The organism is Streptomyces sp. NPDC049887 (assembly GCF_040656535.1).
In the GTDB taxonomy this organism is placed as follows: Bacteria; Actinomycetota; Actinomycetes; order Streptomycetales; family Streptomycetaceae; genus Streptomyces.
In genome coordinates, this window is the sequence record NZ_JBFAMM010000005.1 from 192,634 (window position 1) to 217,870 (window position 25,237).

Annotated in this window: 17 protein-coding genes; 15 read left to right on the forward strand and 2 right to left on the reverse strand. The window is 71.0% G+C overall.

What is annotated here, in order from left to right; all coding sequences use genetic code 11:
* The first annotated feature begins 35 nt into the window (after positions 1-35).
* The 10 genes from AB0J10_RS08575 to AB0J10_RS08620 all read left to right on the forward strand — a co-directional run bounded on the left by AB0J10_RS08575 (position 36) and on the right by AB0J10_RS08620 (position 10,880).
* Positions 36-1,211, forward strand: coding sequence for an FAD-dependent oxidoreductase (locus AB0J10_RS08575; protein ID WP_363059180.1), 1,176 nt, complete (start codon positions 36-38; stop codon positions 1,209-1,211).
* Positions 1,208-1,522 (forward strand): (2Fe-2S)-binding protein, encoded by a 315-nt coding sequence (locus AB0J10_RS08580; RefSeq protein WP_363059182.1) that lies wholly within the window; start codon positions 1,208-1,210, stop codon positions 1,520-1,522. Before AB0J10_RS08575 ends, AB0J10_RS08580 begins: the two co-directional genes overlap by 4 nt.
* Positions 1,503-3,107, forward strand: coding sequence for an FAD-dependent oxidoreductase (locus AB0J10_RS08585; RefSeq protein ID WP_363059184.1), 1,605 nt, complete (start codon positions 1,503-1,505; stop codon positions 3,105-3,107). Before AB0J10_RS08580 ends, AB0J10_RS08585 begins: the two co-directional genes overlap by 20 nt.
* A gap of 356 nt (positions 3,108-3,463) precedes the next feature.
* A complete protein-coding gene (locus AB0J10_RS08590) occupies positions 3,464-4,369 on the forward strand; it encodes a dihydrodipicolinate synthase family protein (protein WP_363059186.1) in 906 nt (301 codons plus the stop codon).
* Between the two features lie 129 nt (positions 4,370-4,498).
* Entirely contained in the window at positions 4,499-5,500 is a 1,002-nt protein-coding gene (locus AB0J10_RS08595) for a proline racemase family protein (protein ID WP_363059188.1), read from the forward strand.
* Positions 5,497-6,456 (forward strand): NAD(P)-dependent oxidoreductase, encoded by a 960-nt coding sequence (locus AB0J10_RS08600; protein WP_363059190.1) that lies wholly within the window; start codon positions 5,497-5,499, stop codon positions 6,454-6,456. Before AB0J10_RS08595 ends, AB0J10_RS08600 begins: the two co-directional genes overlap by 4 nt.
* 42 nt (positions 6,457-6,498) lie before the next feature.
* A complete protein-coding gene (locus AB0J10_RS08605) occupies positions 6,499-7,209 on the forward strand; it encodes a GntR family transcriptional regulator (RefSeq protein ID WP_363059192.1) in 711 nt (236 codons plus the stop codon).
* Positions 7,210-7,521: 312 nt separating this feature from the next.
* Positions 7,522-9,069 carry an MFS transporter gene (locus tag AB0J10_RS08610; protein ID WP_363059194.1) on the forward strand — a complete coding sequence of 516 codons (1,548 nt, stop codon included), beginning with the start codon at positions 7,522-7,524 and terminating at the stop codon, positions 9,067-9,069.
* A 364-nt stretch (positions 9,070-9,433) separates the two neighbouring features.
* A complete protein-coding gene (locus AB0J10_RS08615) occupies positions 9,434-10,408 on the forward strand; it encodes a DUF5996 family protein (RefSeq protein WP_363059196.1) in 975 nt (324 codons plus the stop codon).
* Position 10,409: 1 nt separating this feature from the next.
* Positions 10,410-10,880 carry a VOC family protein gene (locus AB0J10_RS08620; RefSeq protein WP_363059198.1) on the forward strand — a complete coding sequence of 157 codons (471 nt, stop codon included), beginning with the start codon at positions 10,410-10,412 and terminating at the stop codon, positions 10,878-10,880.
* A 105-nt stretch (positions 10,881-10,985) separates the two neighbouring features.
* Here the strand turns inward: AB0J10_RS08620 and AB0J10_RS08625 are convergent, their stop codons facing one another.
* The gene (locus tag AB0J10_RS08625; RefSeq protein WP_363059200.1) at positions 10,986-12,515 is read right to left on the reverse strand and encodes a UDP-N-acetylglucosamine 1-carboxyvinyltransferase; all 1,530 of its coding nucleotides are present in this window, start codon (positions 12,513-12,515) and stop codon (positions 10,986-10,988) included.
* A 502-nt stretch (positions 12,516-13,017) separates the two neighbouring features.
* Between AB0J10_RS08625 and acnA the strand changes: the two genes are divergently transcribed.
* Positions 13,018-15,747: an aconitate hydratase AcnA gene (gene acnA / locus AB0J10_RS08630; RefSeq protein WP_363059202.1), complete on the forward strand. Its 2,730-nt coding sequence runs from the start codon at positions 13,018-13,020 to the stop codon at positions 15,745-15,747.
* Positions 15,748-16,125: 378 nt separating this feature from the next.
* Here the strand turns inward: acnA and AB0J10_RS08635 are convergent, their stop codons facing one another.
* On the reverse strand, positions 16,126-19,956 hold the full coding sequence (locus tag AB0J10_RS08635) for a GH92 family glycosyl hydrolase (RefSeq protein WP_363059204.1): 3,831 nt from the start codon (positions 19,954-19,956) through the stop codon (positions 16,126-16,128).
* 471 nt (positions 19,957-20,427) lie between these two features.
* Here AB0J10_RS08635 and ngcE point away from each other — a divergent pair, with 471 nt between their 5' ends.
* The 4 genes from ngcE to AB0J10_RS08655 all read left to right on the forward strand — a co-directional run bounded on the left by ngcE (position 20,428) and on the right by AB0J10_RS08655 (position 25,178).
* Positions 20,428-21,879, forward strand: a complete 1,452-nt coding sequence (gene ngcE, locus AB0J10_RS08640) for an N-acetylglucosamine/diacetylchitobiose ABC transporter substrate-binding protein (RefSeq protein ID WP_363059206.1) — start codon at positions 20,428-20,430, stop codon at positions 21,877-21,879.
* Positions 21,880-21,964: 85 nt separating this feature from the next.
* Positions 21,965-22,888, forward strand: a complete 924-nt coding sequence (locus tag AB0J10_RS08645; protein WP_363059208.1) for a sugar ABC transporter permease — start codon at positions 21,965-21,967, stop codon at positions 22,886-22,888.
* Position 22,889: 1 nt separating this feature from the next.
* Positions 22,890-23,816 (forward strand): carbohydrate ABC transporter permease, encoded by a 927-nt coding sequence (locus tag AB0J10_RS08650; protein ID WP_363059210.1) that lies wholly within the window; start codon positions 22,890-22,892, stop codon positions 23,814-23,816.
* 162 nt (positions 23,817-23,978) lie between these two features.
* Complete coding sequence (locus AB0J10_RS08655; RefSeq protein ID WP_363059212.1) at positions 23,979-25,178, forward strand: ROK family transcriptional regulator; 1,200 nt, start codon at positions 23,979-23,981, stop codon at positions 25,176-25,178.
* The last annotated feature ends 59 nt before the right edge of the window (positions 25,179-25,237 follow it).

The following is a 25,237-nucleotide window of genomic DNA, read 5'->3' on the forward strand; positions in this document are numbered from 1 at the left end:
TCCCCGGCAACATGGCAATGTGACATATTACTGCCGTGCCCACCGGAAACCCTCGCGGTCCCCTGGACGCCGTCATCGTCGGCGCCGGCGTCGTCGGAGCGGCCTGCGCCCACTACGCGAGCCGCGCCGGCCTTGTCGTCGCGGTCGTCGACCGCGGCTCCGTCGCGGGAGGCACCACCGGCGCCGGGGAAGGCAATCTCCTCGTCTCCGACAAGGAGGCGGGCCCCGAACTCGACCTCGCGCTGCTGTCCACCCGGCTGTGGCGCGAACTCGCCGACGTCCTCCCACCGGAGACGGAGTACGAGCCCAAAGGCGGTCTCGTCGTCGCGCCCGACGAGACCGCCCTCACCGCACTCCGCCGATTCGCCGGAGCCCAGCGCGAAGCCGGCGTCGAGACACACGAAGTCCCCTCCCACGCCCTCCGCGACCTGGAACCCCATCTGGCCCCCGGCCTCGCAGGCGGCTTCCACTACCCCCAGGACGCCCAGGTCCAGCCCGCCCGCGCCGCCGCCCAACTCCTCGCCTCGGCCCGGCGGTCGGGCGCCACCGTCCACCTCGGCGAACAGGTCACCGCGGTGCTCACCCACCCCGACGGCACCCTGCGCGGCGTCCGCACACCCCAACGCGAACTCCACGCCCCCGCCGTCGTCAATGCCACCGGTACCTGGGCCGGCGACCTCGCCCGCCTCGCCGGCACCCATCTGCCCGTCCACCCGCGCCGAGGCTTCGTCCTCGTCACCGAACCCCTGCCGCGCGTCGTCCGCCACAAGGTCTACGCCGCCGACTACATCTCCGACGTCGCCAGCGGCTCCGCGGCCCTCCAGTCCTCCGCCGTCGTCGAGGGCACCCCCGCAGGACCGGTCCTGGTCGGCGCCACCCGCGAACGTGTCGGCTTCGACCGAGCCCTGTCCGCCGAAGCCCTCCGCAGGCTGGCCCGCCAGGCCGCCGCCCTGTTCCCCGTTCTCGCCGGTGTCCGCGTCATCCGCGCCTACCACGGATTCCGCCCCTACCTCCCCGACCACCTCCCCGCCATCGGCCCCGACCCGCGGGCCCCCGGACTGTTCCACGCGTGCGGCCACGAGGGCGCGGGCATCGGCCTCGCCCCCGCCACCGGGCTCCTCGTCGCCGCCGCACTGGCCGGCGACAGGCCGGCCCTGGACCCGACCCCGTTCCGGCCCGAACGATTCGACCAGGCAGGAGCAGCGCAGTGACCACCACCCCGGCCCGGCTCGTCCGCGCCGAACCCGGCCCTCCGTACGAGATCACCTTCGACGGGCTCCCCGTCCCCGCCCTGCCCGGGCAGAGCGTCGCCGCAGCGCTCTGGGCCGCCGGGATCCTCACCTGGCGCACCACCCGCGAAGGCGGCTCCCCCAGGGGCGCCTTCTGCGGGATCGGCACCTGCTTCGACTGCCTCGCCACCGTCAACGGCCGCCCCAACCGCCGCGCCTGTCTCGTCCCCGCCCGCCCGGGCGACGTGATCACCACACAGAAGGGGACCGGCCATGACGACCTCGCCGTCTGAACCCGGCACACCCCCCGGTGCCGCCCGTGGTGACACGCCCTGCGACCTCGCCGTCGTCGGCGCCGGCCCGGCCGGGCTCGCGGCCGCCGTCACCGCCGCCGGCCTCGGACTGCGCGTGACGCTCCTCGACGCGGCCGAACACCCCGGTGGCCAGTACTACCGCCACCCCGCGCCCGGCCTCCGCGCCGCCCGACCCCAGGCGCTGCACCACCGCTGGCAGACGTTCGCCCGCCTCGAACGCCTGCTGCGGGCCCACGCCGCCGCCGGCCGCCTCCGGTACCTGCCCGGCCACCATGTGTGGAGCGTCCTGCCCGAACAGCCGGCGGAGACAGGGGAGTCCTCCCCGGTCGCAGCCCCGGCCCCGGCCTGGAGACTGCACGCCGTCGCAGGCGACGGCGCCGGCGCGGGCCGGGGCCCGGAGGGAGGCGATCAGGACGCCCACGGAGACGGGGACGAGAGACCCGTCACCGTCCGGGCCCGCACCGTCCTCCTCGCCACCGGAGCCCACGAACGCCAACTGCCCTTCCCCGGATGGACCCTTCCCGGCGTCGTCGGCGCCGGCGGGGCCCAGGCCATGCTCAAGTCGGGACTCGTCCTCCCCGGCCGCAGGACCGTCGTCGCCGGCAGCGGCCCACTGCTGCTCGCCGTCGCCGCGGCACTCTCATCCGCCGGTGCCGCCGTGCCCGCGGTCGTCGAGGCCGCCGCCTACCGCGCCTATGCACGCCGGCCGGCCGCCCTGCTGCGCAACCCCGGCAAACTCGCCGAAGGGGCCGCGCACGGCGCCACGCTGCTCCGGCACGGCGTACGGGTCCTCACCCGCCACGCGGTCACCGCCGCCCACGGCACCTCCCGGGTCGAGGCAGTGACGGTCGAACGGCTCGACCGCGACTGGCGGCCCGTGCCGGGCAGCGCCCGCCGCATCCTCTGCGACGCCCTCGCCACCGGCCACGGACTCGTCCCCCAGCTCGAACTCGCCACCGGACTGGGCTGTGCCACCAGCCGCACGACTGACGGCACCCCCGCCCTCGCGCTCGACGGCGAACAGCGCACCTCCGTGGCGGGCGTCTGGTCGGCTGGGGAGACCGGCGGGATCGGTGGCGCCGAACTCGCCCTGGCCGAGGGCGAGCTGGCCGCCCGCTCGGTCGCCCGCGCCCTGCGCGGCATCCCGCTGCCGCCGCGGGCGGCGGTCCTGCGCGGGCGCCGCGACCGGCTGCGGGTCTTCGCCGACACGATGGCCACCGTGCACCGGCCGGGCGAGGGCTGGACCGCATGGCTCGACGACGGCACGCACGTGTGCCGCTGCGAGGAGGTCACGGCCGGGGCGATCAGGCAGGCGGCCGGTGAACTCGGTGCGCACGACACCCGCACGGTCAAACTGCTCACCCGCGCCGGAATGGGCTGGTGCCAGGGGCGCATGTGCGGACCCGCGGTCGCCCGCCTGGCCGGCGGAGGTCCCGCTGCCGACCGGAGGCCCCTGTCCTGCCCCGTACCGCTCGCCCACCTCGCCGGTCTGTCCGGCGACGGTCCGTCCGCCCACGCGGGCCGGGCGGACCCGTCCGATCCGCACGCCCCGGCGGACCGCTGACCGGGGAACGGAACGGCACCCGCGACGGCGGTCGGTCGGGAGGAACGCCGTCCGCCGGGGCCCGTCGGTGGCCGCGCCGGCCGAGGGGCCCGGCCGGCGGCCCCCGGGAAGCGACGGCCGGCAGCCGGCGGCCCGCAGTGGGCGGCACCCGGCGGACGGCCCGCAAAGGAGGGCCGGCAGCCGGCGGTCCCGAAGCCGACGGGACCGAGGGCCCTGCAGCCCGGCCGTCCGCCGTCCGGGGGCCAGGCACGAACTCACCCGACGGCACGTCAGAAGGCCATCGTCGCACCGCGGCCCGCCCTTGTGGCGCCGCAGCGTCGATAAGTAAAATGTCACACCTCACATTAGGAGTCGCCATGGCATCCGCACCTCGCCGCACACGTCCCTGGCACGGCATCATGGTCGCCACCGCCCTTCCCCTGCGCGACGACCTCTCCGTCGACTACGACGCCTACGCCGCCCATGTCGCCTGGCTGATCGGGAACGGCTGCGACGGCGTCGTGCCCAACGGCTCCCTCGGCGAGTACCAGACACTCACCGACGACGAACGCGCCCGTGTCGTCCGCACCGCCGTCGAGGCGGCGGGCGACGGGAGCCGTGTGATGCCCGGCGTCTCGGCGTACGGTTGCGCCGAAGCCCGCCGCTGGGCCGACCAGGCCGCCGACGCCGGCGCCGGGTCCGTCCTCCTGCTTCCCCCCAACGCCTACCGCGCCGACCCGAACACCGTCGCCGCCCACTACGCCGAGGTCGCCCGGTCCGGTCTGCCCGTCGTCGCCTACAACAATCCCTACGACACCCGCACCGACCTCACCCCCGATCTGCTCGCCCGGCTGCACGGCGAGCAGAGCATCGTCGCCGTCAAGGAGTTCAGCGGCGACGTCCGCCGCGCCTACGAGATCGCCGAACTCGCCCCGGGCCTCGACCTGCTGATCGGAGCAGACGACGTCCTGCTCGAACTCGCCCTGGCCGGCGCGGTCGGCTGGATCGCCGGATACCCCAACGCCCTTCCCGCAGCCTGCGCCACGCTCTACCGCGCCGCCGTCGCCGGCGACCTCGACACCGCACTGCCGCTCTACAGGTCCCTGCACCCCCTGCTGCGCTGGGACTCCCGCACCGAGTTCGTCCAAGCCATCAAGCTCTCCATGGACCTTGCCGGACGCCCCGGCGGTCCGACCCGCCCGCCCCGCTCACCCCTGACCGGCGATCAGGAGACCGCCGTCCGCGCCGCCACCGGGAAGGCACTCGCGGAGGGCCACCACTAGCCGGAACCGGCCGGACGGCACCGGACCGGACGGCACGAGACCGCGCAACACGCGAACGGGCAACACGCGAACGGGCAACACGCGAACGCGCAGCACGCGAACGGGCAGCACGAGAAGGGAAGACCCCCCATGCGTACCCGCCACCTCTACCACGCCGTCGACTCGCACACCGAAGGGATGCCGACCCGCGTCATCACCGGAGGGGTCGGCGTCGTCCCCGGCGCCACCATGGCCGAGCGCCGACTGCACTTCGCCGCGCACCTCGACCACATCCGCACCCTGCTGATGTACGAGCCGCGCGGCCACTCCGCCATGAGCGGCGCGATCCTGCAGCCCCCCACCCGGCCCGACGCCGACCACGGCGTGCTGTTCGTCGAGGTGTCCGGACTGCTGCCCATGTGCGGCCACGGGACCATCGGCGTCGCCACCGTCCTCGTCGAGACCGGCATGGTGCCCGTCACCGAACCGGTCACCACCGTCCGTCTCGACACCCCCGCCGGGCTCGTCTGCGTCGACGTCCGTGTCGAGAACGGCGAGGCGCGCTCCGTCACGCTCACCAACGTGCCCTCGTTCTGCCTGGGACTCGGCCTCAAGGCCGACGTCCCCGGATACGGCACCGTCACCTACGACATGGCGTACGGCGGCAACTTCTACGCCTTCGTCTCCCTCGACGACCTCGGGCTGCCCTTCGACCGCGACCGCAAGGACGACCTGCTCGCGGCCGGCCTCGCCGTCATGGACGCCATCAACAGCACCGACCGGCCCGTTCACCCGGAGGACCCCGGCATCGCGGGCGTCAAGCACGTCCACCTCACCGCACCCGGCTCGGACGCCGTACGCTCCCGGCACGCCATGGCCATCCACCCGGGCTGGTTCGACCGCTCCCCGTGCGGCACCGGCACCAGCGCCCGCATGGCACAGCTGCACGCCCGCGGCGAGCTCCCCCTCGGCCGGGACTTCGTCAACGAGTCGTTCATCGGGACCGAGTTCAAAGGCCGTCTCGTCGGGGAGACCTCCGTCGGCGGGCTGCCCGCAGTGATCCCCGCCGTCACGGGCCGGGCCTGGATCACCGGCACGGCCCAGTACTTCCTCGATCCGTCCGACCCGTTCCCCGGAGGCTTCCTCCTGTGAACGCGGGCTTTCCGGCACCGCGCCACCTCGACGCCGCCGATGTCGCCCGACTGCTGACGCCGTCGGCCGCGGCCGACGCGGTCGAGGCCGCACTGCTCGACGGCCTCGACCCGGAGGAGGGCCCACCCCGTACCCAGGTGTTCCTGCCATCGGGTCAGTTGCTGCTCATGCCGGCCGCAGCGGGCGGCCTCGCGGGGGTGAAGATCGCGGGCGTAGCACCGGCCAATCCCGCCCGCGGACTGCCGCGCATCACCGGCGGCTACCTGCTCCTCGACGGCGCGACCCTGATGCCACTGGCCCTTCTGGACGCCCCCGCGCTGACCGCCCTGCGCACCCCCGCCGTCTCCGCCGTCGCCCTGAGGCACCTCGCCGCGCCCGACGCCCGCCACGCGGTGATCTTCGGTGCGGGCCCCCAGGCGTACGGGCATCTCGAAGCGGCCCTCGCGCAGAGGCCGTTGACCCGCATCACCGTCGTCTCGCGGCGTGCCGAGAACGCCGAGGCGCTCGCCGCGCATGCCCGCTCACTCGGTACGGACGCCCGTACCGGCACGCCCGACGACGTCGCCGGCGCCGACCTCGTGCTGTGCTGCACCACCTCGCGCGAGCCGCTGTTCGACGGCGGTCCGGTCCCCGGCCATGCCGCCGTCATAGCCGTCGGCTCCCACGAACCGGACGCCCGCGAGACCGACACCGCACTCGTCCGCCGATCGGCCGTGTACGTCGAGGCGCGAACGGCCGCCCGACGCGAGGCGGGGGACATCCTCCTCCCCGAAGCCGAGGGGGCGGTCGGACCGGACCACATCAGGGGAACGCTGGCCGACCTGGTCACCGGTCGCGCCCGTCCCGCCCCCGGTTGTCCACAGCTCTTCAAGAGCGTGGGCATGGCCTGGGAGGATCTTGCCGTGGCCGCCGCAGTCCACAGCGCGGCCACGACCGAAGAGGGCAGGGAAACGTGACATTGTACGCTTGCCCTCCACTGGATTCTCGGAGGAAACGCCATGGGGGACCTGAAGCAGATCGGCCTGATCACCGCTCAGGAGCGGCTGCGCGACCAGGTCGCCCACGCCCTGCGGGCCGCGCTGGTCGCCGGTGAACTCCGCCCCGGTCATGTGTACTCCGCGCCCGGACTCGCTGCGGACTTCGGGATCTCCGCCACACCGGTCCGGGAGGCCATGCTGGACCTCGCCCGCGAGGGACTGGTCGAACCCGTGCGCAACAAGGGCTTCCGTGTCACCGAGGTCAGCGAGCGCGACCTCGACCAGTACACCGAACTCCGCGCCCTGATCGAGGTGCCGACCATCGGCCGGGTCACGCAGATCGCCACCGGGGCCCAGCTCGAGGCACTGCGCCCGGTGGCCGAGGAGATCGTGGAGCACGCGGGCAACCACAACCTGATCGGCTACCTCGACGCCGACCGCCGCTTCCACCTCGGCCTGCTCTCCCTGGCCGGCAACGACCGTCTCGTCGAGACCGTAGGCGACCTGCGCAAGCGGTCACGGCTCTACGGGCTGACGCGGCTCGACGAACTCGGCCTGCTGGTCGCCTCCGCGGAGGAGCACCACGAACTGCTGGACCTCATGCTCACCGGTGACGAGCTCGCCGCCGAGGAGTGCATGGCCCGCCACCTCGGCCACGTCCGCTCGCTCTGGGCGCAGGCCGGTGAGGAACCGGTGGAGCCGCGCACCAAGCGCACCCTCGGCGTCCGCTGACGGAGGGGCCATCACACGTGGTCCCGGCACCCCGGCACGGCCGGGTACCGTCACCCGCTGTGGTCGGTCTCCGGCAGCCGCTGTCGCGAACGTCCTCCGCAACCGTTGCTGCCGATGCCCCGCCTCGCCCCGGTCGCCCCCTCGCCCCCGGACGCCCCGAACCTGCGTCCCTCCCGCCGAACTCGAACAGTGCCCTCCCCAGTTGATCAACCGGCCCACCTGCGCGGCCCGCATCTGATCAACTGGTCGACCCCTCCGGCCGGGCTTACGGTCGAAGGACGGATGCCCGACGTCCGACCAGGCAGCCATGCCATGACCACGCCCCGGCCCACGCCCGCACCACGCTCCGCCGCCCCCGCCCGGGGCGACGGAACCGGGATCGCTCTGCTGGTCATCGCCTCGTGCCAGTTGATGGTCGTCCTCGACGCCACCATCGTGAACATCGCCCTCCCGCACATCCAGCGATCGCTGCACTTCTCCACCACGGGTCTGGCCTGGGTGGTGAGCGCCTACACGCTCGCCTTCGGCGGCCTGCTGCTCCTCGGCGGACGCACGGGCGACATCCTCGGCCGGCGGCGGGTGTTCATCACCGGCGTACTGGTCTTCGTCGTCGCTTCACTGCTCGGCGGCCTCGCGCAGAACGCCCCGCAACTGCTGGCCGCCCGCGCCCTGCAGGGCGCGGGCGGCGCCGTCGCCTCCCCGACCGCCCTCGCCCTGATCAGCACGACGTTCCGGGAGGGACCGGAGCGGAACCGGGCGTTCGGAATCTTCGCAGCCGTGTCCGCGGCCGGCGGCGCCATCGGACTCCTCGCGGGCGGCGTCACCGTCGAATGGCTGGACTGGCGCTGGGTGTTCTTCGTCAACGTTCCCATCGGACTGCTCATCGTCCTCGCCGCCCCGCGCCGCATCCGCGAGTCCGCACGCCACCCGGGGCACTTCGACGTCGCCGGCGCCCTGACCTCCACACTCGGCATGGTGCTGCTCGTCTACGCCTTCATCCGCGCCGCCCAGGACGGCTGGCGGGACGGGGTCACGCTGGCGTCCTTCGCCTCCGCCGCCGTGGTCCTCACGGTGTTCCTCCTGGTGGAGACCCGTTCCAGGCAGCCGATCACCCCGCTGCACATGTTCGCCGACCGCAACCGTGCGGGCACCTACGGGATGATGCTCAGCCTCGCCGCGGCGATGTTCGGGATGTTCTTCTTCCTGACGCTCTTTGTTCAGAACGTGCTCGGCTTCAGTCCGTTGCGGGCTGGTCTGTCCTTCCTTCCCGTCAGCGCGGTGATCGCGACCGGCGCGGGCCTGGCCTCGCGCCTCCTGCCCCGGTTCGGGCCCAAGCCCTTCATGGTGACCGGGTCGCTGCTCGCCACGGCCGGACTGTCCTGGCTGACCGGTGTCGACGTCCACGCCACGTACGCGGGCGACATCCTCGGTCCGATGATCATATTCGGCTTCGGCATGGGGCTGCAGTTCGTCTCGCTCACCCTCATGGCGCTGTCCCACGTCCCGCCGCACGAGTCGGGCGCGGCCTCGGGGCTGCTCAACACCAGTCAGCAGCTCGGCGGGTCGCTCGGTCTGTCCGTCCTGGTCACGGTCTTCGGCGCGGCGGCCGCGCACGAGGCGGCCCGGCTGGCGCCGGAGTTCCTCGCCCGGGCGACCCCGCCGCAGCGACTGCTCCACGAGCGCACCGGGCAGCTGCCGCCGCCCTGGGGCGAACAGGTGCTCGCGGCCGGGACCAGCGCCGCATTCGTACTGGCCGCGGTGTTCACCGGAGTCGCCGCGCTGATCGCGCTGTTCGTCATCCAGGTGCGTCCCGCGGACATCGCGCGACTGAAGGGCACGGCAGGGCCGGGAGGACGCTGACGCGCACCGCACCCACCGCCGTTCGGGCCGCAGGCAGTGGGAACCGCACCCATGCGCCGTGGTCACCCACCGTGGTCGCCCCGGGACACCGCCAGGGCCTCCACCAGGACCAGGCCTCGGGTCGACTCCGGACCGTCGGAGGGCACATCGCCGGAGCGGCTTCCGGGGCCCACGTCGGGTGCACCGTCGTAGACCGCACCGTCGAGCCCCGGCCCTCGAAATCTCCCGCCCTCCGGCTTCCCCGCCCTCCGGCTTCCCCGCCCTCCGGCTTCCCTGCCCTCCGGCCCCCGGCCGAGCGGTTGCCCGGTGCCTCAGTCAGTGGCAGCGTTGTCGGCATCGCCCCGTTCCGACGGAGGGAGGCGGTATGACGGGGGAGCACGCAACCGGCGCGCCGAGCACCTGGCCCGCGCTGCGCGTGGCCGACTGGACCGCGACACGGGACACGCTCCACATGTGGATGCAGATCGTGGGCAAGATCAGGCTGGCGCACGCCCCATTGCTCAACCACTGGTGGCAGGTCACCTCGTACGTCAGTCCCCGCGGCCTGACGACGTCCGCGATCCCCTACCGGTCGGGTGTCTTCGACATCGAGTTCGACTTTGTCGACCACCGGCTGGTCGTCCGCACCAGTGAGGGCGACGTCCGCACCGTCGCACTCGAGCCCAAACCGGTGGCGGACTTCTATCGCGAGACGATGCAGGCCCTCGGTGAACTCGGGATTCCGACGAGGATCCAGCCGGCCCCGAACGAGGTCGAAGTGGCCATCCCCTTCGCCGAGGACGACCGGCACGACACCTACGACCCCACCGCAGCACACCTGTTCTGGCGGCAGTTGCTGCAGGCGGACCGGGTGCTGGGCGAGTTCCGCTCGTACTACGTGGGCAAGGTCAGCCCGGTCCACTTCTTCTGGGGCGCGATGGACCTGGCCTGCACCCGCTTCTCCGGAAGGCCGGCACCGCGCCACCCGGGCGGGGCGCCGAACTGCGGCGACTGGGTGATGGAGGAGGGCTACTCCCGCGAGCTGAGCAGCTGCGGCTTCTGGCCTGGGGGCGGGGAGGAGGGCGCCTTCTACGCGTACGCCTATCCCGAACCCGACGGCTTCGCCGACCACGCGGTCGCGCCCGAGGCCGCGTTCTACAGCAAGGACAACGGCCAGTTCCTCCTGCCGTACGAGGCGGTCCGCACCGCCGAGGACCCCGACCGGGCCCTCGCCGAGTTCCTGCACACGACCTACGAGGCGGCGGCCGAGCACGGAGGGTGGGACAGGGCGGCGCTGGAGGACGATCCCGACCGGTGGGCCCGGCAGCGGCCGCGGCACCACCGACGCCAAGGGGGCTGACATGCCCGATCTGCCCGACCTGCCCGTTCTCCCGGCGCCGGAGACCGGACTGCTGCTGACACACTTCCTCACGGTGCGCGACGTGGCCCGTTCGCGGGACTTCTACGCAGACGTCCTCGGCGGCGAGGTGGTGCTGGCGGAGAACCCGGCCATCGTGAAGGCCGCCAACAGCTGGATCATCATGAACCCGGGCGGCGGCCCCACCCCGGACAAGCCCGGCATCACCCTGACCGCGCCGGAGCCGGGCGACCCCGTTTCGGCGTTCATGAACATCCGCGTCGCGGACATCGCGCAGTTCTACGACCGCGCGAAGGAGAAGGGCGTCCGGTTCCTGACCGAACCCCTCGACCGCAAGGCCGAACTGCGGTGCTACATGCAGGACCCGGACGGCCGTCTCATCGAGGTCGGCCAGGCCACCGGCATGCTCCGGGGCGTCTACGCCGACCCGCCGGCGGGGTCCGGCACCGACTGAGGCCGCCCGGATCGCTCCTCCACCGCGGGCCGACGTCTGCCCCCCGGTGGCACGCGGGCACGGTGGGCGGACCGGCCGGAGGCGGGCGCCGCAGCGCCCTCCCGGTCAGATGTCGCGGAAGATCTCGATCTGCGCGCCCACAGAGTTGAGGCGTTCCGCCAGGTCCTCGTAACCGCGGTTGATGACGTAGACGTTGCGCAGCACCGAGGTCCCCTCGGCCGCCATCATCGCGAGCAGGACGACCACGGCCGGGCGCAGCGCCGGCGGGCACATCATCTCGGCGGCCCGCCAGCGGGTCGGGCCCTCGACCAGGACGCGGTGCGGGTCGAGGAGCTGGAGCCGGCCGCCGAGGCGGTTGAGGTCGGTGAGGTAGATGGCGCGGTTGTCGTAGACCCAGTCGTGGATGAGGGTCTGGCCCTGGGCGACGGCGGCGATCGCCGCGAAGAACGGCACGTTGTCGATGTTCAGGCCGGGGAACGGCATCGGGTGGATCTTGTCGATCGGCGCCTCGAGCTTGGAGGGGCGCACGGTCAGGTCCACCAGCCGGGTCCGCCCGTTGTCGGCGGTGTACTCGGGGGTGCGGTCGTGGTCGAGGCCCATCTCCTCCAGCACCGCGAGTTCGATCTCCAGGAACTCGATCGGCACCCGGCGGATCGTCAGCTGGGACTCGGTGACGACGGCGGCCGCGATCAGGCTCATCGCCTCGACCGGGTCCTCGGACGGGGAGTAGTCGACGTCCACGTCGATCTCGGGCACACCGTGGACGGTCAGCGTGGTCGTGCCGATGCCGTCGACGCGTACGCCCAGGGCCTCCAGGAAGAAGCACAGGTCCTGGACCATGTAGTTGGAGGAGGCGTTGCGGATCACGGTGACGCCGTCGTGGCGGGCGGCCGCCAGCAGGGCGTTCTCGGTCACCGTGTCGCCGCGTTCGGTCAGCACGATCGGGCGGTCCGGAGCGACGGAGCTCTCGACGGCCGCGTGGTACTGGCCCTCGGTCGCGGTGATGTCCAGACCGAAGCGGCGCAGCGCGATCATGTGCGGCTCGATGGTGCGGGTGCCGAGGTCGCAGCCGCCGGCGTACGGGAGTCGGAAGCGGTCCGTCCGGTGCAGCAGCGGACCGAGGAACATGATGATGGAGCGGGTCCTCCGCGCGGCCTCCGCGTCGATGGCGTCCATGTCGAGCCGGGCCGGGGGGACGATCTCGAGGTCGGTGCCGTCGTTGATCCAGCGGGTGCGCACGCCGATGGAGTGCAGCACTTCCAGCAGCCGGTAGACCTCCTCGATCCGCGCGACCCGGCGCAGCACGGTCCGTCCCTTGTTGAGCAGCGATCCGCAGAGCAGCGCTACGCAGGCGTTCTTGCTCGTCTTGACGTCGATGGAGCCGGAGAGGCGGCGCCGGCCGACGACCCGCAGATGCATGGGACCGGCGTAGCCCAGGGACACGATCTCGCTGTCGAGCGCCTCGCCGATCCGGGCGATCATCTCAAGACTGATGTTCTGATTGCCGCGTTCGATGCGGTTGACGGCGCTCTGGCTGGTGCCGAGTGCATCGGCGAGCTGCGACTGTGTCCAGCCCCGATGCTGACGGGCGTCACGGATGAGCTTGCCGATGCGTACGAGGTAGTCGTCTGCCATGGGGGCAGGCTATCTCAGATATGAGATGAGGAGTCCACTGGGGTGGACCATACGGGTGAGACCTGGCTTTGATGCTCCATCACCTGCCCAACCGGGGCAAAGCGGGTTGGTCCATTCGGGGGCCGGGTGCCGGGTGCCGGGTGCCGCGAGTCGCGGGCCCGGCGTCCCCGGGGTCCCCGGCGTCCCCGGGGACGCGGCGGCGGGTCGTCCGTCGCCCGGGGGCGCGGGTGCGCGCCTGCCGCCGTCCGTCCGGCTCGGGGCGCGGCGGTGCCGTCCTGTGGGCCTCGGTGCGGCGTCCGTCACTTGCGTTCGGACATGACCCGTCAGCGGTCATGTACTAGAGTTATCTCGACATCGAGATATCTGCAGAAAGCGCACCGCAACCACTTTCCGCCGGGCCGCCGAGTAAGGGTGACCTAACTAAGCCTTACCTTAGCGGATCCGGGCGAGTCGCAGGCGGCAGGATGCGGTCAGTACGCGCACATTGATGAAGGAGACTGTCGTGTCGGCGAACAGCTTCGACGCCCGCAGCACGCTGAGCGTGGGTGACGAGTCGTACGAGATCTTCAGGCTGGACAAGGTCGAGGGCTCCGCGCGCCTCCCCTACAGCCTCAAGGTCCTCCTGGAGAACCTGCTCCGCACCGAGGACGGCGCGAACATCACCGCCGACCACATCCGGGCGCTCGGCGGCTGGGACTCGCAGGCGCAGCCGAGCCAGGAGATCCAGTTCACGCCGGCCCGCGTGATCATGCAGGACTTCACCGGCGTGCCCTGTGTCGTGGACCTCGCCACCATGCGCGAGGCCGTCAAGGCGCTCGGCGGCGACCCGGCGAAGATCAACCCGCTCGCCCCCGCCGAGCTGGTCATCGACCACTCCGTCATCGCCGACAAGTTCGGCACCCCGGACTCCTTCGCGCAGAACGTGGAGCTGGAGTACGGCCGCAACAAGGAGCGCTACCAGTTCCTGCGCTGGGGCCAGACCGCCTTCGACGAGTTCAAGGTCGTCCCGCCCGGCACCGGCATCGTCCACCAGGTGAACATCGAGCACCTGGCCCGCACCGTCATGGTCCGGAACGGCCAGGCCTACCCCGACACCCTCGTCGGCACCGACTCGCACACCACCATGGTCAACGGCCTCGGCGTGCTCGGCTGGGGCGTCGGCGGCATCGAGGCCGAGGCCGCCATGCTCGGCCAGCCCGTCTCGATGCTCATCCCGCGCGTCGTCGGCTTCAAGCTCACCGGCGAGCTGCAGCCCGGCACCACCGCCACCGACCTCGTCCTCACGATCACCGAGATGCTGCGCAAGCACGGCGTCGTCGGCAAGTTCGTCGAGTTCTACGGCGAGGGCGTCGCCGCCACCTCCCTCGCGAACCGCGCCACCATCGGCAACATGTCGCCGGAGTTCGGCTCCACCGCCGCGATCTTCCCGATCGACGACGAGACCCTGAACTACCTCAAGCTCACCGGACGCAGCGAGCAGCAGGTCGCGCTCGTCGAGGCGTACGCCAAGGAGCAGGGGCTGTGGCTCGACCCGGCCGCCGAGCCCGACTTCTCCGAGAAGCTGGAGCTCGACCTCTCCACGGTCGTCCCCTCCATCGCCGGCCCGAAGCGCCCGCAGGACCGCATCGTCCTCGCCGACGCCGCCCAGCAGTTCGCACTGGACGTCCGCAACTACGTCGACGACGTCGACGAGGCCGGCAAGGAGTCCTTCCCGGCCTCCGACGCCCCGGCGATCTCCCCGAACGGCGCCCCGTCGAAGCCGACCACGGTCACCGCCCCCGACGGCTCGACGTACGAGATCGACCACGGCGCCGTCACCGTCGCCGCGATCACCTCCTGCACCAACACCTCGAACCCCTACGTCATGGTCGCCGCCGCGCTGGTGGCCAAGAAGGCGGTCGAGAAGGGCCTGACCCGCAAGCCGTGGGTCAAGACCACCCTCGCCCCGGGCTCCAAGGTCGTCACCGACTACTTCGACAAGGCGGGCCTGACCCCGTACCTCGACAAGGTCGGCTTCAACCTCGTCGGCTACGGCTGCACCACCTGCATCGGCAACTCCGGTCCGCTGCCGGAGGAGGTCTCCAAGGCCGTCAACGACCACGACCTGGCCGTCACCTCGGTGCTCTCCGGCAACCGCAACTTCGAAGGCCGGATCAACCCCGACGTCAAGATGAACTACCTGGCGTCCCCGCCGCTGGTCGTCGCCTACGCCCTCGCGGGCTCCATGAAGGTGGACATCACCCGCGAGGCGCTCGGCACCGACACCGAGGGCAACCCGGTCTACCTCAAGGACATCTGGCCCTCCGAGGCCGAGGTCAACGACGTCGTGGCCAACGCCATCGGCGAGGACATGTTCAACAAGTCCTACCAGGACGTCTTCGCGGGCGACGCCCAGTGGCAGGCGCTGCCGATCCCGACCGGGAACACCTTCGAGTGGGACGCCGAGTCGACCTACGTCCGCAAGCCCCCGTACTTCGAGGGCATGACGATGGAGACCACCCCGGTCACCGACATCGAGGGCGCCCGCGTCCTCGCCAAGCTCGGCGACTCGGTCACCACCGACCACATCTCCCCGGCCGGCGCCATCAAGGCCGACACCCCGGCGGGCAAGTACCTCACCGAGCACGGTGTCGAGCGCCGCGACTTCAACTCCTACGGCTCGCGCCGCGGCAACCACGAGGTCATGATCCGCGGTACCTTCGCCAACATCCGCCTGCGCAACCAGATCGCGCCGGGCACCGAGGGCGGCTACACCCGCGACTTCACCCGGTCCGCGACTGCTGACGCGGCTCCGGTGTCGTTCATCTACGACGCCTCCCGCAACTACATCGAGCAGGGCATCCCGCTGGTCGTCCTCGCCGGCAAGGAGTACGGCTCCGGCTCGTCCCGCGACTGGGCCGCCAAGGGCACCGCGCTCCTCGGCGTCAAGGCCGTCATCGCCGAGTCCTACGAGCGCATCCACCGCTCGAACCTCATCGGCATGGGCGTCCTCCCGCTGCAGTTCCCCGAGGGCGCCTCGGCCGAGTCCCTCGGCCTGACGGGCGAGGAGACGTTCTCCATCGCCGGTGTCACCGAGCTCAACGAGGGCACGACGCCCCGCACGGTGAAGGTGACCACCGACACCGGTGTGGAGTTCGACGCGGTCGTCCGCATCGACACCCCCGGTGAGGCGGACTACTACCGCAACGGCGGCATCATGCAGTACGTGCTCCGGAGCCTGATCCGCAAGTAGGCGACCCGGTGGCGCTCCGGACACCCGACCGGAGCGCCATCGGCACGGCGGTACCGGCATCCGCACGGCGGTACCGCCGCACTGCCACCCGCGGTACAGGCGGTCCGGCAGTACGGCGAAGGGCCGTACCGCGCCCGGCGGGTCCCCGGGTCGCAGCAGCACGTGGTCGTGTCGATCAGGCCGCGAACGGTTCGCGCAGGCGCTCGGCCGGGGTTTCCCCGGCCGAGCGTTTCGCGTGTGCGGCGGCCGGGCTGGTCGGCGACGGCGGTCAGGTGCCCGGGGCCGTGCGCGGACAGGTCACCGCCGCGGCGGCGAAGCGGCGCGGAGGCCGCAGCCCCAAAGGGGACTGCGGCCTCGGACACGAGTACGCGGGAGCGGTCAGGAGATCAGTTCGACCTCCGCCAGCACGGGCTTCACCGCGCCCACGGCCGGGACCAGCCGGTACTGCCGGTACGTGCCGGGGCGCGCGACCGTGAAGACCCGTGTCTGCCGGTCCCACGCGAACGACTCGCCGGACCGTCTGTCCAGATCGGTCCAGGCCGTGCCGTCCCGGGAGCCCTGCAGCACCCAGCCGACCGGAGCCTTGCCGCGGGCCGCCGAGGTGAGCGTGTACTGCACGGCCCGGGTGCCCTCCGCGACCGGCAGGTCCACGGCCGCCTCCAGCGCCGCCTCCGTACCGGAGGTGTCGTCGAAGAGCGCGCCCGTGCCGCTGGTCGCGTCGCGGCGGGGCGAGGGCACCTCGTCGTCCTCGGTGACCGAGACGGGCGCCGCGCCCCTGCCCGTGCCCCAGCGCGACGGCTTCGGGCCCATGTCGAACTCCAGCGTGCCTCCACGCGCCAGCAACGCGTGCGGGAGAGCGGTGGAGTTCCAGCGCTTGCCGTTCACCCTCAGGCCCTGGACGTAGATGTTGCGGGCGCTGTTCCGGGGCGCCTTCACCACGAGTTCGCGGCCGTTCTCCAGGTGGACCGTCGCCTTGGTGAACAGCGGCGAGCCGACCGCGTACTCCCCGCTGCCCATCACCAGCGGATAGAAGCCGAGCGCGGAGAACAGGAACCAGGCCGACTGCTCGCCGTTGTCCTCGTCGCCGTGGTAGCCCTGACCGATCTCGCTGCCGGTGTAGAGGCGGGACAGCACCTCGCGCACCTTCTCCTGCGTCTTCCACGGCTGCGAGGCGGCGTTGTACATGTAGGTGACGTGGTGGGCGACCTGGTTGGAGTGCCCGTACATGCCCATCCGCACGTCACGGGCCTCGGTCATCTCGTGGATGACGCTGCCGTACGAGCCGACGAACTCCGGTGACGCCGTCTCCGGGGTGGCGAAGTAGGTGTCCAGCTTCTTCCCGAGGGCCGGCCGGCCGCCGTAGAGGTTCGCCAGACCGCGGCTGTCCTGCGGCGCGGTGAAGGCGTAGCCCCAGCCGTTGGTCTCGGTGTAGTCGTGACCCCAGACCCGGGGGTCGTACTCCTGCGACGGAACCCGCCAGTCACCCTTGAGATCGCGCCCCTGGAAGAATCCCGCCTTCTCGTCGAACAGCGTCACGTAGTTCCGGGCCCGGTTCCGGAAGTACGCGGACTCGTCCTTGTAGCGCGCCTTCTTCGTCTTCGCGTGGAGGGCGTCGGCCATCCTCGAGAGGCCGTAGTCGTTGAGGTAGCCCTCCAGCGACCACGACAGGCCCTCGTGCGTCTCGGTGGAGGCGTAGCCGAGGAACGGAGAGGTCTCCATGCCCTTGCGGCCCACGCCCCGGTGCGGCGGGGCCACCGTCGCGTTCTTCAGCGCCGCCTCGTACGCCTCCTCCGCGTCGAAGCCGCGGACGCCCTTCACATAGGCGTCGGCGAATGCGACGTCGGAGGAGGTGCCGGTCATCAGATCGGCGTAACCGGGGGAGGACCAGCGGGAGATCCAGCCGCCGTCCCGGTACTGCTGGACGAATCCGTCCACCAGTTCGCCCGCTTTCCCGGGGGTGAGGAAGGAGTAGGCCGGCCAGGTCGTCCGGTAGGTGTCCCAGAAGCCGTTGTTGACGTACACCCGGCCGTCGACGATCTTCGCGCCCGTGCGGGTCGGGGTGTCCGGGCCGGTCTGCGGCGAGAAGGGGCTGGCGTACCTGTCCTTGCCGTCGACCTTCTCGAACCCGGAGTTCGGGTAGAGGTACAGCCGGTAGAGCGAGGAGTAGAGGGTCACGAGCTGGTCGTGGGTGGCGCCCTCGACCTCGACCCGGCCGAGCAGGTCGTCCCAGGCGTCCTGCGCACGCTCCTTGACGCGGCCGAAGGACGCGGACGCGGGGATCTCCTGCGCGAGGTTCTTCCTGGCCTGGTCGACGCTGATCAGCGAGGTGGCGATGCGCAGGGTGACCGTGCGGTCCGCACCGGCGTCGAACCGGAGGTGGCCCTTGACGCCCTGGGACGCGGACGAGGTGACGGGCGCGTCGAAGACGCCGTACACGAACAGCCGGGTGGCGCCCGTGGACAGTCCGCTCTTCACGTCGGAGTAGCCGGTGAAGGAGCGGGTCTGCGGATCGAGCGTCAGCCCGGCCTGCTCCGTGACGTTGTCGAAGACGACCGACGCGTGGTCGCCGGGGTAGGTGAACCGCATCATCGCCGCGTGGTCCGTCGGGGTGATCTCAGCCTTCAGCCCGTTCTCGAACGTCACGCCGTAGTAGTGCGGGCGGGCGGTCTCCTTCTCGTGGCGGAACGGCAGGGCGCGGGCGGCCCGGCCCGTGTCCGGGGTGCCCTCGGCGACGGACGGCATCAGCTGGAAGGTCTGCCGGTCGCCCATCCACGGGCTCGGCTCGTGGCTGGCGCTGAAGGCCTGCACCGTGGGCAGGTTGTCGGCGTTGTTGGCGCGCGCGTACTCGTACAGCCAGCTCAGCGAGCCGGCGTTGGTCACCGGCGTCCAGAAGTTGAAGCCGTGCGGGACGGCCGTCGCCGGGAAGGTGTTGCCGCGCGAGAACGAACCGCTGGAGTTGGTCCCGCGCACGGTCGAGGCGTAGTCCGACAGACGCGCGAGCCGCTTCTCCGGCGTCTTCGGGGCGATGCGGACGTCGTCGATCCACCCCTGGAACTTCGCCGGGCCCTTGGGCGCGTCGTAGGCCACGAGGATCCGGTCCACGGTCTTGCCGGCGGCCACCGAGCCGATCCGGGACGCGACCTGGTTCCACTGGTTGACGTAGAGCCGCTTCGCGGCGCCCTGTCCCTGTGGCGTCAACCGTCCTCCGTGCGAGTCCACCGCACGGAGGTCGCTCAGACGGGTGCCGTCGGTGAACGCGAGATCGACCGCCACGCTGGTGGCCGGGTAGTTCAGATCGGTCTCGGCCATCGACGGGAAGATCCGGTACGACAACTCCGTGTCCCGCCGCACGTCCAGGTCGACGTCGAAGACCTTGTTGTACGAGTACGCGCGGCCGTCCGGCTTGTGCGTGCCCGCGTACCGCAGGGCGCGTTTTCCGGTGAAGCCGGCGTTGGCCTTCGCGGTGGGGGAGCCCGCCGGACCGCGGTCGACGTGGCTGCGCATGTCCTCCGGCACCGGGCTGCCGGTGTCGCCGTCGGAGAACTGTACGTCGGCGAGTTGGACGATGCCCGAGGCCCCGTTGTTGCGGGTGATCTCCAGACGGTAGTGCGCGTACGAGCCGGCCTTCTCCGGGGCGATGCCGTACGTCTTCGTCTGGAAGCGCTTCTCGAACGTCTGGCCCTCGCGGGTGTCCAGGACCGTCCAGTCCTCGCCGTTCTCCGAGCCCTTGAGCGTCCAGTCCCTCGGGTCGCGCTCGTCGAAGTCGTTGGCCGAGGTCAGCGCGTAGGTGACGACCCTGACGGGGCTGTCCGTGTCGAACTCGACCCAGCCCGTGGGTTCGAACGTGAGCCATTTGGTGGAGGGCTGGAGGTCGACCAGGTTCTCCTTGGTCTCACCGGCGCCGGCGTTCTCGCCGCTGGCGCGCAGTTCGACGACCTTGTCGGTGACGTTGCCCGGTATGCCCGAGGCGAAGCCGCCGTCCACCCCGTCGGACCGCTTCGCGCCGTCCGGACCCGTGTCCACGGTGTTGCGCCAGTCGGGCTGGGCCTCGTCCGCCTCGAACGAACTGGAGAACTCCGGCGCGGGGGCCGGGGGACGGGCGGGCAGGGCGACGGCCGCCGACTGCGCCGTCACCGCCAGCAGGGAAGCGGCCGCCACAAGGGCGGCCGAGCGGGCGTGGGGGTGCCTGGGGCTGGATCTTGGCCGCATGTCGAAGCCGTTCCTCCCGCCGAAGCGATGGACAACGTTGTCAGGAGCAATGCGCAGGCACCAGTAGGGGGTAAGTGCCGCATGGTGTCAAGGGTGTTGACGGTGCGCCGGGTTGGATTCCAGCCGGTCCGGCGAGTTTCCCGCGGCGGTTTACCGGCGCCCGCCGCTACCGTGTGCGGGAGGTCTCAACTCGGGAAAGACTGCCGCGCAACCTTGCTTTCGATCTTGCTCCGCCCGCGGAAAGTGGACTATACCTGTCGGCGTCCGCCTCGCCGGAAGTCACGGCGAAGGGCCGGGGGAACGGGCAGGCGAAGTATCGTCTGCGGCCCGGGCAGAAGTCCGTTCCCACTGCCACGGTATTACCCCTGCACGACCAGCTTCAGCAATTGACCGCGGTGGCGGGGCCCTTCATCCCAGGAAGGCGGGCGACCGGTTCACCGCCTGAGTCCTGGAGAAGGCGAGGACTTGAGCATGGGATCCACCTCCGGCCACTCGAACGGCGGTCTCGGCCGCCGCGACCTGATCAAGCGGTCCGCGGCGCTCGGCCTGGTCACCATTCCCACGATGAGCTTCCTGTCCGCCTGCGCGAGCGGCGACGGCGGAGCCGGCGGCTCCAAGGTCGAGAAGGGGAAGGTCACCAAGACCAACCCGCTCGGCGTCAACGAGACCGCGGCCCTCGAAGTCGTCATCTTCGACGGGGGTTTCGGGCAGCAGTACGCGATCGACGCGGAGAAGAAGTACAACGCGGCCTTCCCCAAGGCGCCCAAGGTCAAGCACAAGGCCACCCAGAAGATCCAGTCCGAGCTCCAGCCCCGCTTCAACGGCGGCACCCCGCCGGACCTCATCGACAACTCCGGCGCCGAGCAGATGGACATGGGCGTCCTCGTCGCCAAGAAGCAGCTCGCCGACCTCACCCCGCTGCTGGACGCGCCCTCCGTCGACGACCCGAACAAGAAGGTGCGGGACACCCTGCGCCCCGGCATCGTCGAGATGGGCCAGTTCGACGGCGCGCCCGTGTGGATCCTCTACTACGCCTACACCGTCTACGGCGTCTGGTACTCGCGGACCGCGCTCGACCGGCTCGACGCGCAGTACCCCGAGACCTGGGACGAGATGCTCGCCCTGTGCGAGAAGGCGAAGAAGCAGGGCATCGCGGGCTGGACGTACGCCGGCAAGCACCCCTACTACCTCCCCTTCTCGCTCTACCCCTTCATCGCCAAGATCGGCGGCCGGGAGGTCCTGGAGTCCATCGACAACCTGGAGCCCAACGCCTGGAAGCACCCGGCCGTCAAGGCCGCGTTCGAGGCGTACTACGAGCTCCACAAGAAGGGCTACATCCTCCAGGGCACCCCTGGCCTGGACCACATCCAGTCCCAGACCGCCTGGACCAAGGGCAAGGCGCTGTTCATCCCCAACGGCTCCTGGGTGGAGAACGAGGCCGCCGGCACCATGCCGAAGGACTTCGACCTGGCCGTCTCGGCGCCGTCCGGCCTGGACGCCTCGGACAGGATGCCCTTCGGCACCCTCTGGGCCTCCGGCGGTGAGCCGTTCATCGTCCCGGCGAAGGCGAAGAACGTCGAGGGCGGCATGGAGCAGCTGCGCATCATGCTCGGCGAGGAGTCCTCGAAGAACTTCACCAAGCAGGTCAAGTCGCTGACCGCGTTCAACGGCGGCACCGACGGCATCGAGCTGACGCCGGGGCTGAGGTCGGGCGTCGCCGCGCTGGAGAAGGCCGGCGAGAACGTCGTCAACCCCCGTCTGCAGGACTGGTACGTCAAGCTCCAGAAGGAGCAGATCGGCGTGGCCGGTCTGGGCGAGATGATGGCCGGACGGCTCACCCCGGCCGAGGCCATCAGCAAGATCCAGGGCTTCGCCGACAAGGCCGCCCAGGACTCGTCCGTCAAGAAGTACAAGCACCAGTGAGCGGCCTGTGCTCCCGGGGGCGGCGTGCCCCCGGGAGCACACAGCACCAGCGGCGGCACACTCCGGAAGATCGGGGTCGGTAACCATGCAGCACGGCAAGTACCGGTTCATCGTGGGGTTCCTGGCGGCGCCCCTGGCGCTGTACGCGCTCTTCGTGCTCTGGCCGTTCGCCCAGTCCATCTACTACTCGTTCACTGACTGGACCGGTCTCAGCCCGGAATTCTCGGTGGTCGGTCTCGACAACTACGCACGGCTGTGGGACGACGACGTCTTCTGGAAGTCGCTCCAGCACAGCCTGCTGTTCGCGCTGCTGCTGCCGGTGGTGACGATCGGCCTCGCCCTGTTCTTCGCCTTCATGATCAACGTCGGCGGGCGGCACCGGAGGGGAGCCGCGGTCTCCGGGGTGCGGGGGTCGTCGTTCTACAAGATCGCCTACTTCTTCCCGCAGGTGCTGTCGATCGCGATCGTCGCCCTGCTCTTCCAGTTCGCGTACAACCCGGAGAGCGGAGCGATCAACTCCGGGCTCAAGGCGATCGGGCTCGGCGACGTTCAGCCGCTCTGGCTCGGTGACCCGGACCTCGCCCTGTGGTGTGTGATGGCGGTCCTGGTCTGGTCCACGGTCGGTTTCTTCGTCGTCCTCTTCTCCGCGGGCATGGCGTCGATCCCGAAGGACTTCTACGAGGCGGCGCTGCTGGACGGCGCGAGCAGGGTCACCACCTTCTTCCGGATCACCCTGCCGCTGCTGTGGGACACCATCCAGTCGGGCTGGGTCTACATGGGCATCCTCGCGCTCGGCGCCGAGTCCTTCGCGGTGGTGCAGATCATGACGACGGGGCCCGGCGGTCCCGACTACTCGACCACGGTGATGGTGCTGTACGTGTACCAGTCGGCGTTCCGCGACGGCGCGGCGGCCTACGCGACCACGATCGGCGTCGCCCTGCTGGTCGTCACGCTGGCCTTCGCGGCCGTCGTGATGAAGCTGGGCCGGCGCGAGCGCCTGGAGTACTGAGATGAAGACGACCGAAACCTCTCCCGCCGGCACCGCGGAGCCCCTGCCGCACGTGGTGAAGACCGATCTGCCCGGCCCGAGGCCGAAGGCCGGGAAGCGCGGTGACGGCAGGGTCCTCAACGTCTTCTCGCACGGCATGCTGGTCCTCTGGGCCTTCATGGTGGTCATGCCGCTGCTGTGGGCGGTGATGACGTCCTTCAAGGACGACAGCGCGATCTTCGGCTCGCCGTGGTCGCTGCCGGACCGGCTCCACTTCGAGAACTGGTCCCGGGCCTGGGGCCAGGCGCACATGAGCGACTACTTCCTGAACACCGTCCTGGTGGTGGCCGGCTCCCTCGCGGGCACCCTTCTGCTGGGCTCGATGGCGGCCTACGTCCTGGCCCGGTTCGACTTCCCGGGCAACCGCTTCGTCTACTTCCTCTTCATCGGGGGGATGAGCTTCCCGATCATGCTCGCGCTGGTCCCGTTGTTCTACGTCATGAACAACATCCAGCTCCTGAACACGATCCACGGCCTGATCCTGGTCTACATCGCCTACTCGCTGCCGTTCACCGTGTTCTTCCTGACCGCCTTCTTCCGTACGTTGCCGACCTCGGTCGCGGAGGCGGCACTGATCGACGGGGCCTCGCACACCCGGACGTTCTTCCAGGTCATGCTTCCGATGGCCAAGCCCGGCCTGATCAGCGTTGGGATCTTCAACTTCCTCGGCCAGTGGAACCAGTACATGCTGCCGACGGTGCTGAACACCGAGCAGGAGAACAAGGTGCTGTCCCAGGGCCTGGTGCAGCTGGCCGTCAGCCAGGGGTACAAGGGGGACTGGTCGGGCCTGTTCGCGGGCCTGGTGATGGCGATGCTGCCGGTGCTGGCCGCGTACGTCGTCTTCCAGCGCCAGGTCGTCGCGGGCCTCACGGCGGGCGCCCTGAAGTAGCCGGCCCCCCGCCCCGCCACCGCCCGCCGGCAGCCGCCGGCGGGCGGTGCTCGTGCGTTCCGGCCGTGCGCCGGGCTTTCGCTCAGGTCTTGACGGGGGGCGGCCCGAAAGGCTCCCCTTAGAGTTCACATGTTGGAGTGAAGAGCGGGAGTGTGTGAGTCGATGGAGACTCCGGGGTCGCAGACATCTCTGCATCGGGCCAATCTCGAGCGGGTCGTACGTGCCGTGCGGCTGGCCGGGTCGCTCACCCAGGCCGAGATCGCCAGGAGCACGGGCCTGTCCGCCGCCACCGTCTCCAACATCGTCCGAGAGCTGAAGGACGGCGGGACCGTCGAGGTCACCCCCACCTCCGCCGGCGGCCGCCGTGCCCGCAGCGTCTCGCTCAGCGGGGACGCCGGGATCGTCGTCGGCGTCGACTTCGGCCATACGCACCTGCGCGTCGCCATCGGCAACCTCGCCCACCAGGTCCTCGCCGAGGAGTCCGAGCCGCTCGACGTGGACGCCTCCTCCGCGCAGGGCTTCGACCGGGCGGAACAGCTGGTCAAACGGCTTGTCGAGGCCACCGGGATCAGCCAGGACAAGATCGTGGGAGTGGGCCTGGGCGTGCCCGGGCCGATCGACGTGGAGACCGGCACGCTGGGCTCCACCGCGATCCTGCCGGGCTGGAGCGGCATCAATCCCAGCGAGGAGCTGTCCGGCCGGCTGGGCGTGCCCGTGTACGTCGACAACGACGCCAACCTCGGCGCCCTGGGAGAACTGGTCTGGGGCAGTGGCCGCGGGGTCAAGGACCTGGCCTACATCAAGGTCGCCAGCGGTGTCGGCGCCGGGCTCGTCATAGAGGGCCAGATCTACCGGGGCCCCGGCGGTACCGCGGGGGAGATCGGGCACATCACACTGGACGAGTCGGGGCCCGTCTGCCGTTGCGGCAACCGGGGCTGCCTCGAGACCTTCGCGGCGGCCCGCTACGTGCTGCCGCTGCTCCGGCCCAGCCACGGTCCGGACCTGACCATGGAACGGGTCGTGCAGCTGGCGCGGGAGGGCGATCCGGGCTGCCGCCGGGTCGTCGCCGACGTCGGCCGGCACATCGGCAGCGGCGTGGCCAACCTGTGCAACCTGCTGAACCCCAGCAGGGTGGTCCTCGGAGGCGGTCTGGCGGAGGCCGGGGAGCTGGTCCTCGCGCCGATCCGCGACTCCGTCTCCCGGTACGCCATCCCCAGCGCCGCCCGCCGTCTGTCCGTCCTTCCGGGCGCTCTGGGAAGCCGGGCCGAGGTGCTGGGGGCACTGGCCCTCGTACTCAGCGAAATGGGTGATTCGACACTTCTGGACAGCTCGGTACCGGCCGGGACGCCTGCCTTCACTTAGATAACGAATGGCACCGTTGTCATCTCGTTAAGGATTTACTCCTTGACGCTGGCGTTGCG

Coding starts and splice junctions, on each gene's coding strand:
- AB0J10_RS08615 (WP_363059196.1), top strand. CDS start 9,434: ATGACGGGGGAGCACGCAACCGGCGCGCCGAGCACCTGGCCCGCGCTG.
- AB0J10_RS08625 (WP_363059200.1), bottom strand. CDS start 12,515: ATGGCAGACGACTACCTCGTACGCATCGGCAAGCTCATCCGTGACGCC.
- AB0J10_RS08650 (WP_363059210.1), top strand. CDS start 22,890: ATGAAGACGACCGAAACCTCTCCCGCCGGCACCGCGGAGCCCCTGCCG.
- AB0J10_RS08655 (WP_363059212.1), top strand. CDS start 23,979: ATGGAGACTCCGGGGTCGCAGACATCTCTGCATCGGGCCAATCTCGAG.
- AB0J10_RS08645 (WP_363059208.1), top strand. CDS start 21,965: ATGCAGCACGGCAAGTACCGGTTCATCGTGGGGTTCCTGGCGGCGCCC.
- AB0J10_RS08635 (WP_363059204.1), bottom strand. CDS start 19,956: ATGCGGCCAAGATCCAGCCCCAGGCACCCCCACGCCCGCTCGGCCGCC.
- AB0J10_RS08605 (WP_363059192.1), top strand. CDS start 6,499: ATGGGGGACCTGAAGCAGATCGGCCTGATCACCGCTCAGGAGCGGCTG.
- AB0J10_RS08590 (WP_363059186.1), top strand. CDS start 3,464: ATGGCATCCGCACCTCGCCGCACACGTCCCTGGCACGGCATCATGGTC.
- AB0J10_RS08620 (WP_363059198.1), top strand. CDS start 10,410: ATGCCCGATCTGCCCGACCTGCCCGTTCTCCCGGCGCCGGAGACCGGA.
- AB0J10_RS08595 (WP_363059188.1), top strand. CDS start 4,499: ATGCGTACCCGCCACCTCTACCACGCCGTCGACTCGCACACCGAAGGG.
- ngcE (WP_363059206.1), top strand. CDS start 20,428: ATGGGATCCACCTCCGGCCACTCGAACGGCGGTCTCGGCCGCCGCGAC.
- AB0J10_RS08585 (WP_363059184.1), top strand. CDS start 1,503: ATGACGACCTCGCCGTCTGAACCCGGCACACCCCCCGGTGCCGCCCGT.
- AB0J10_RS08610 (WP_363059194.1), top strand. CDS start 7,522: ATGACCACGCCCCGGCCCACGCCCGCACCACGCTCCGCCGCCCCCGCC.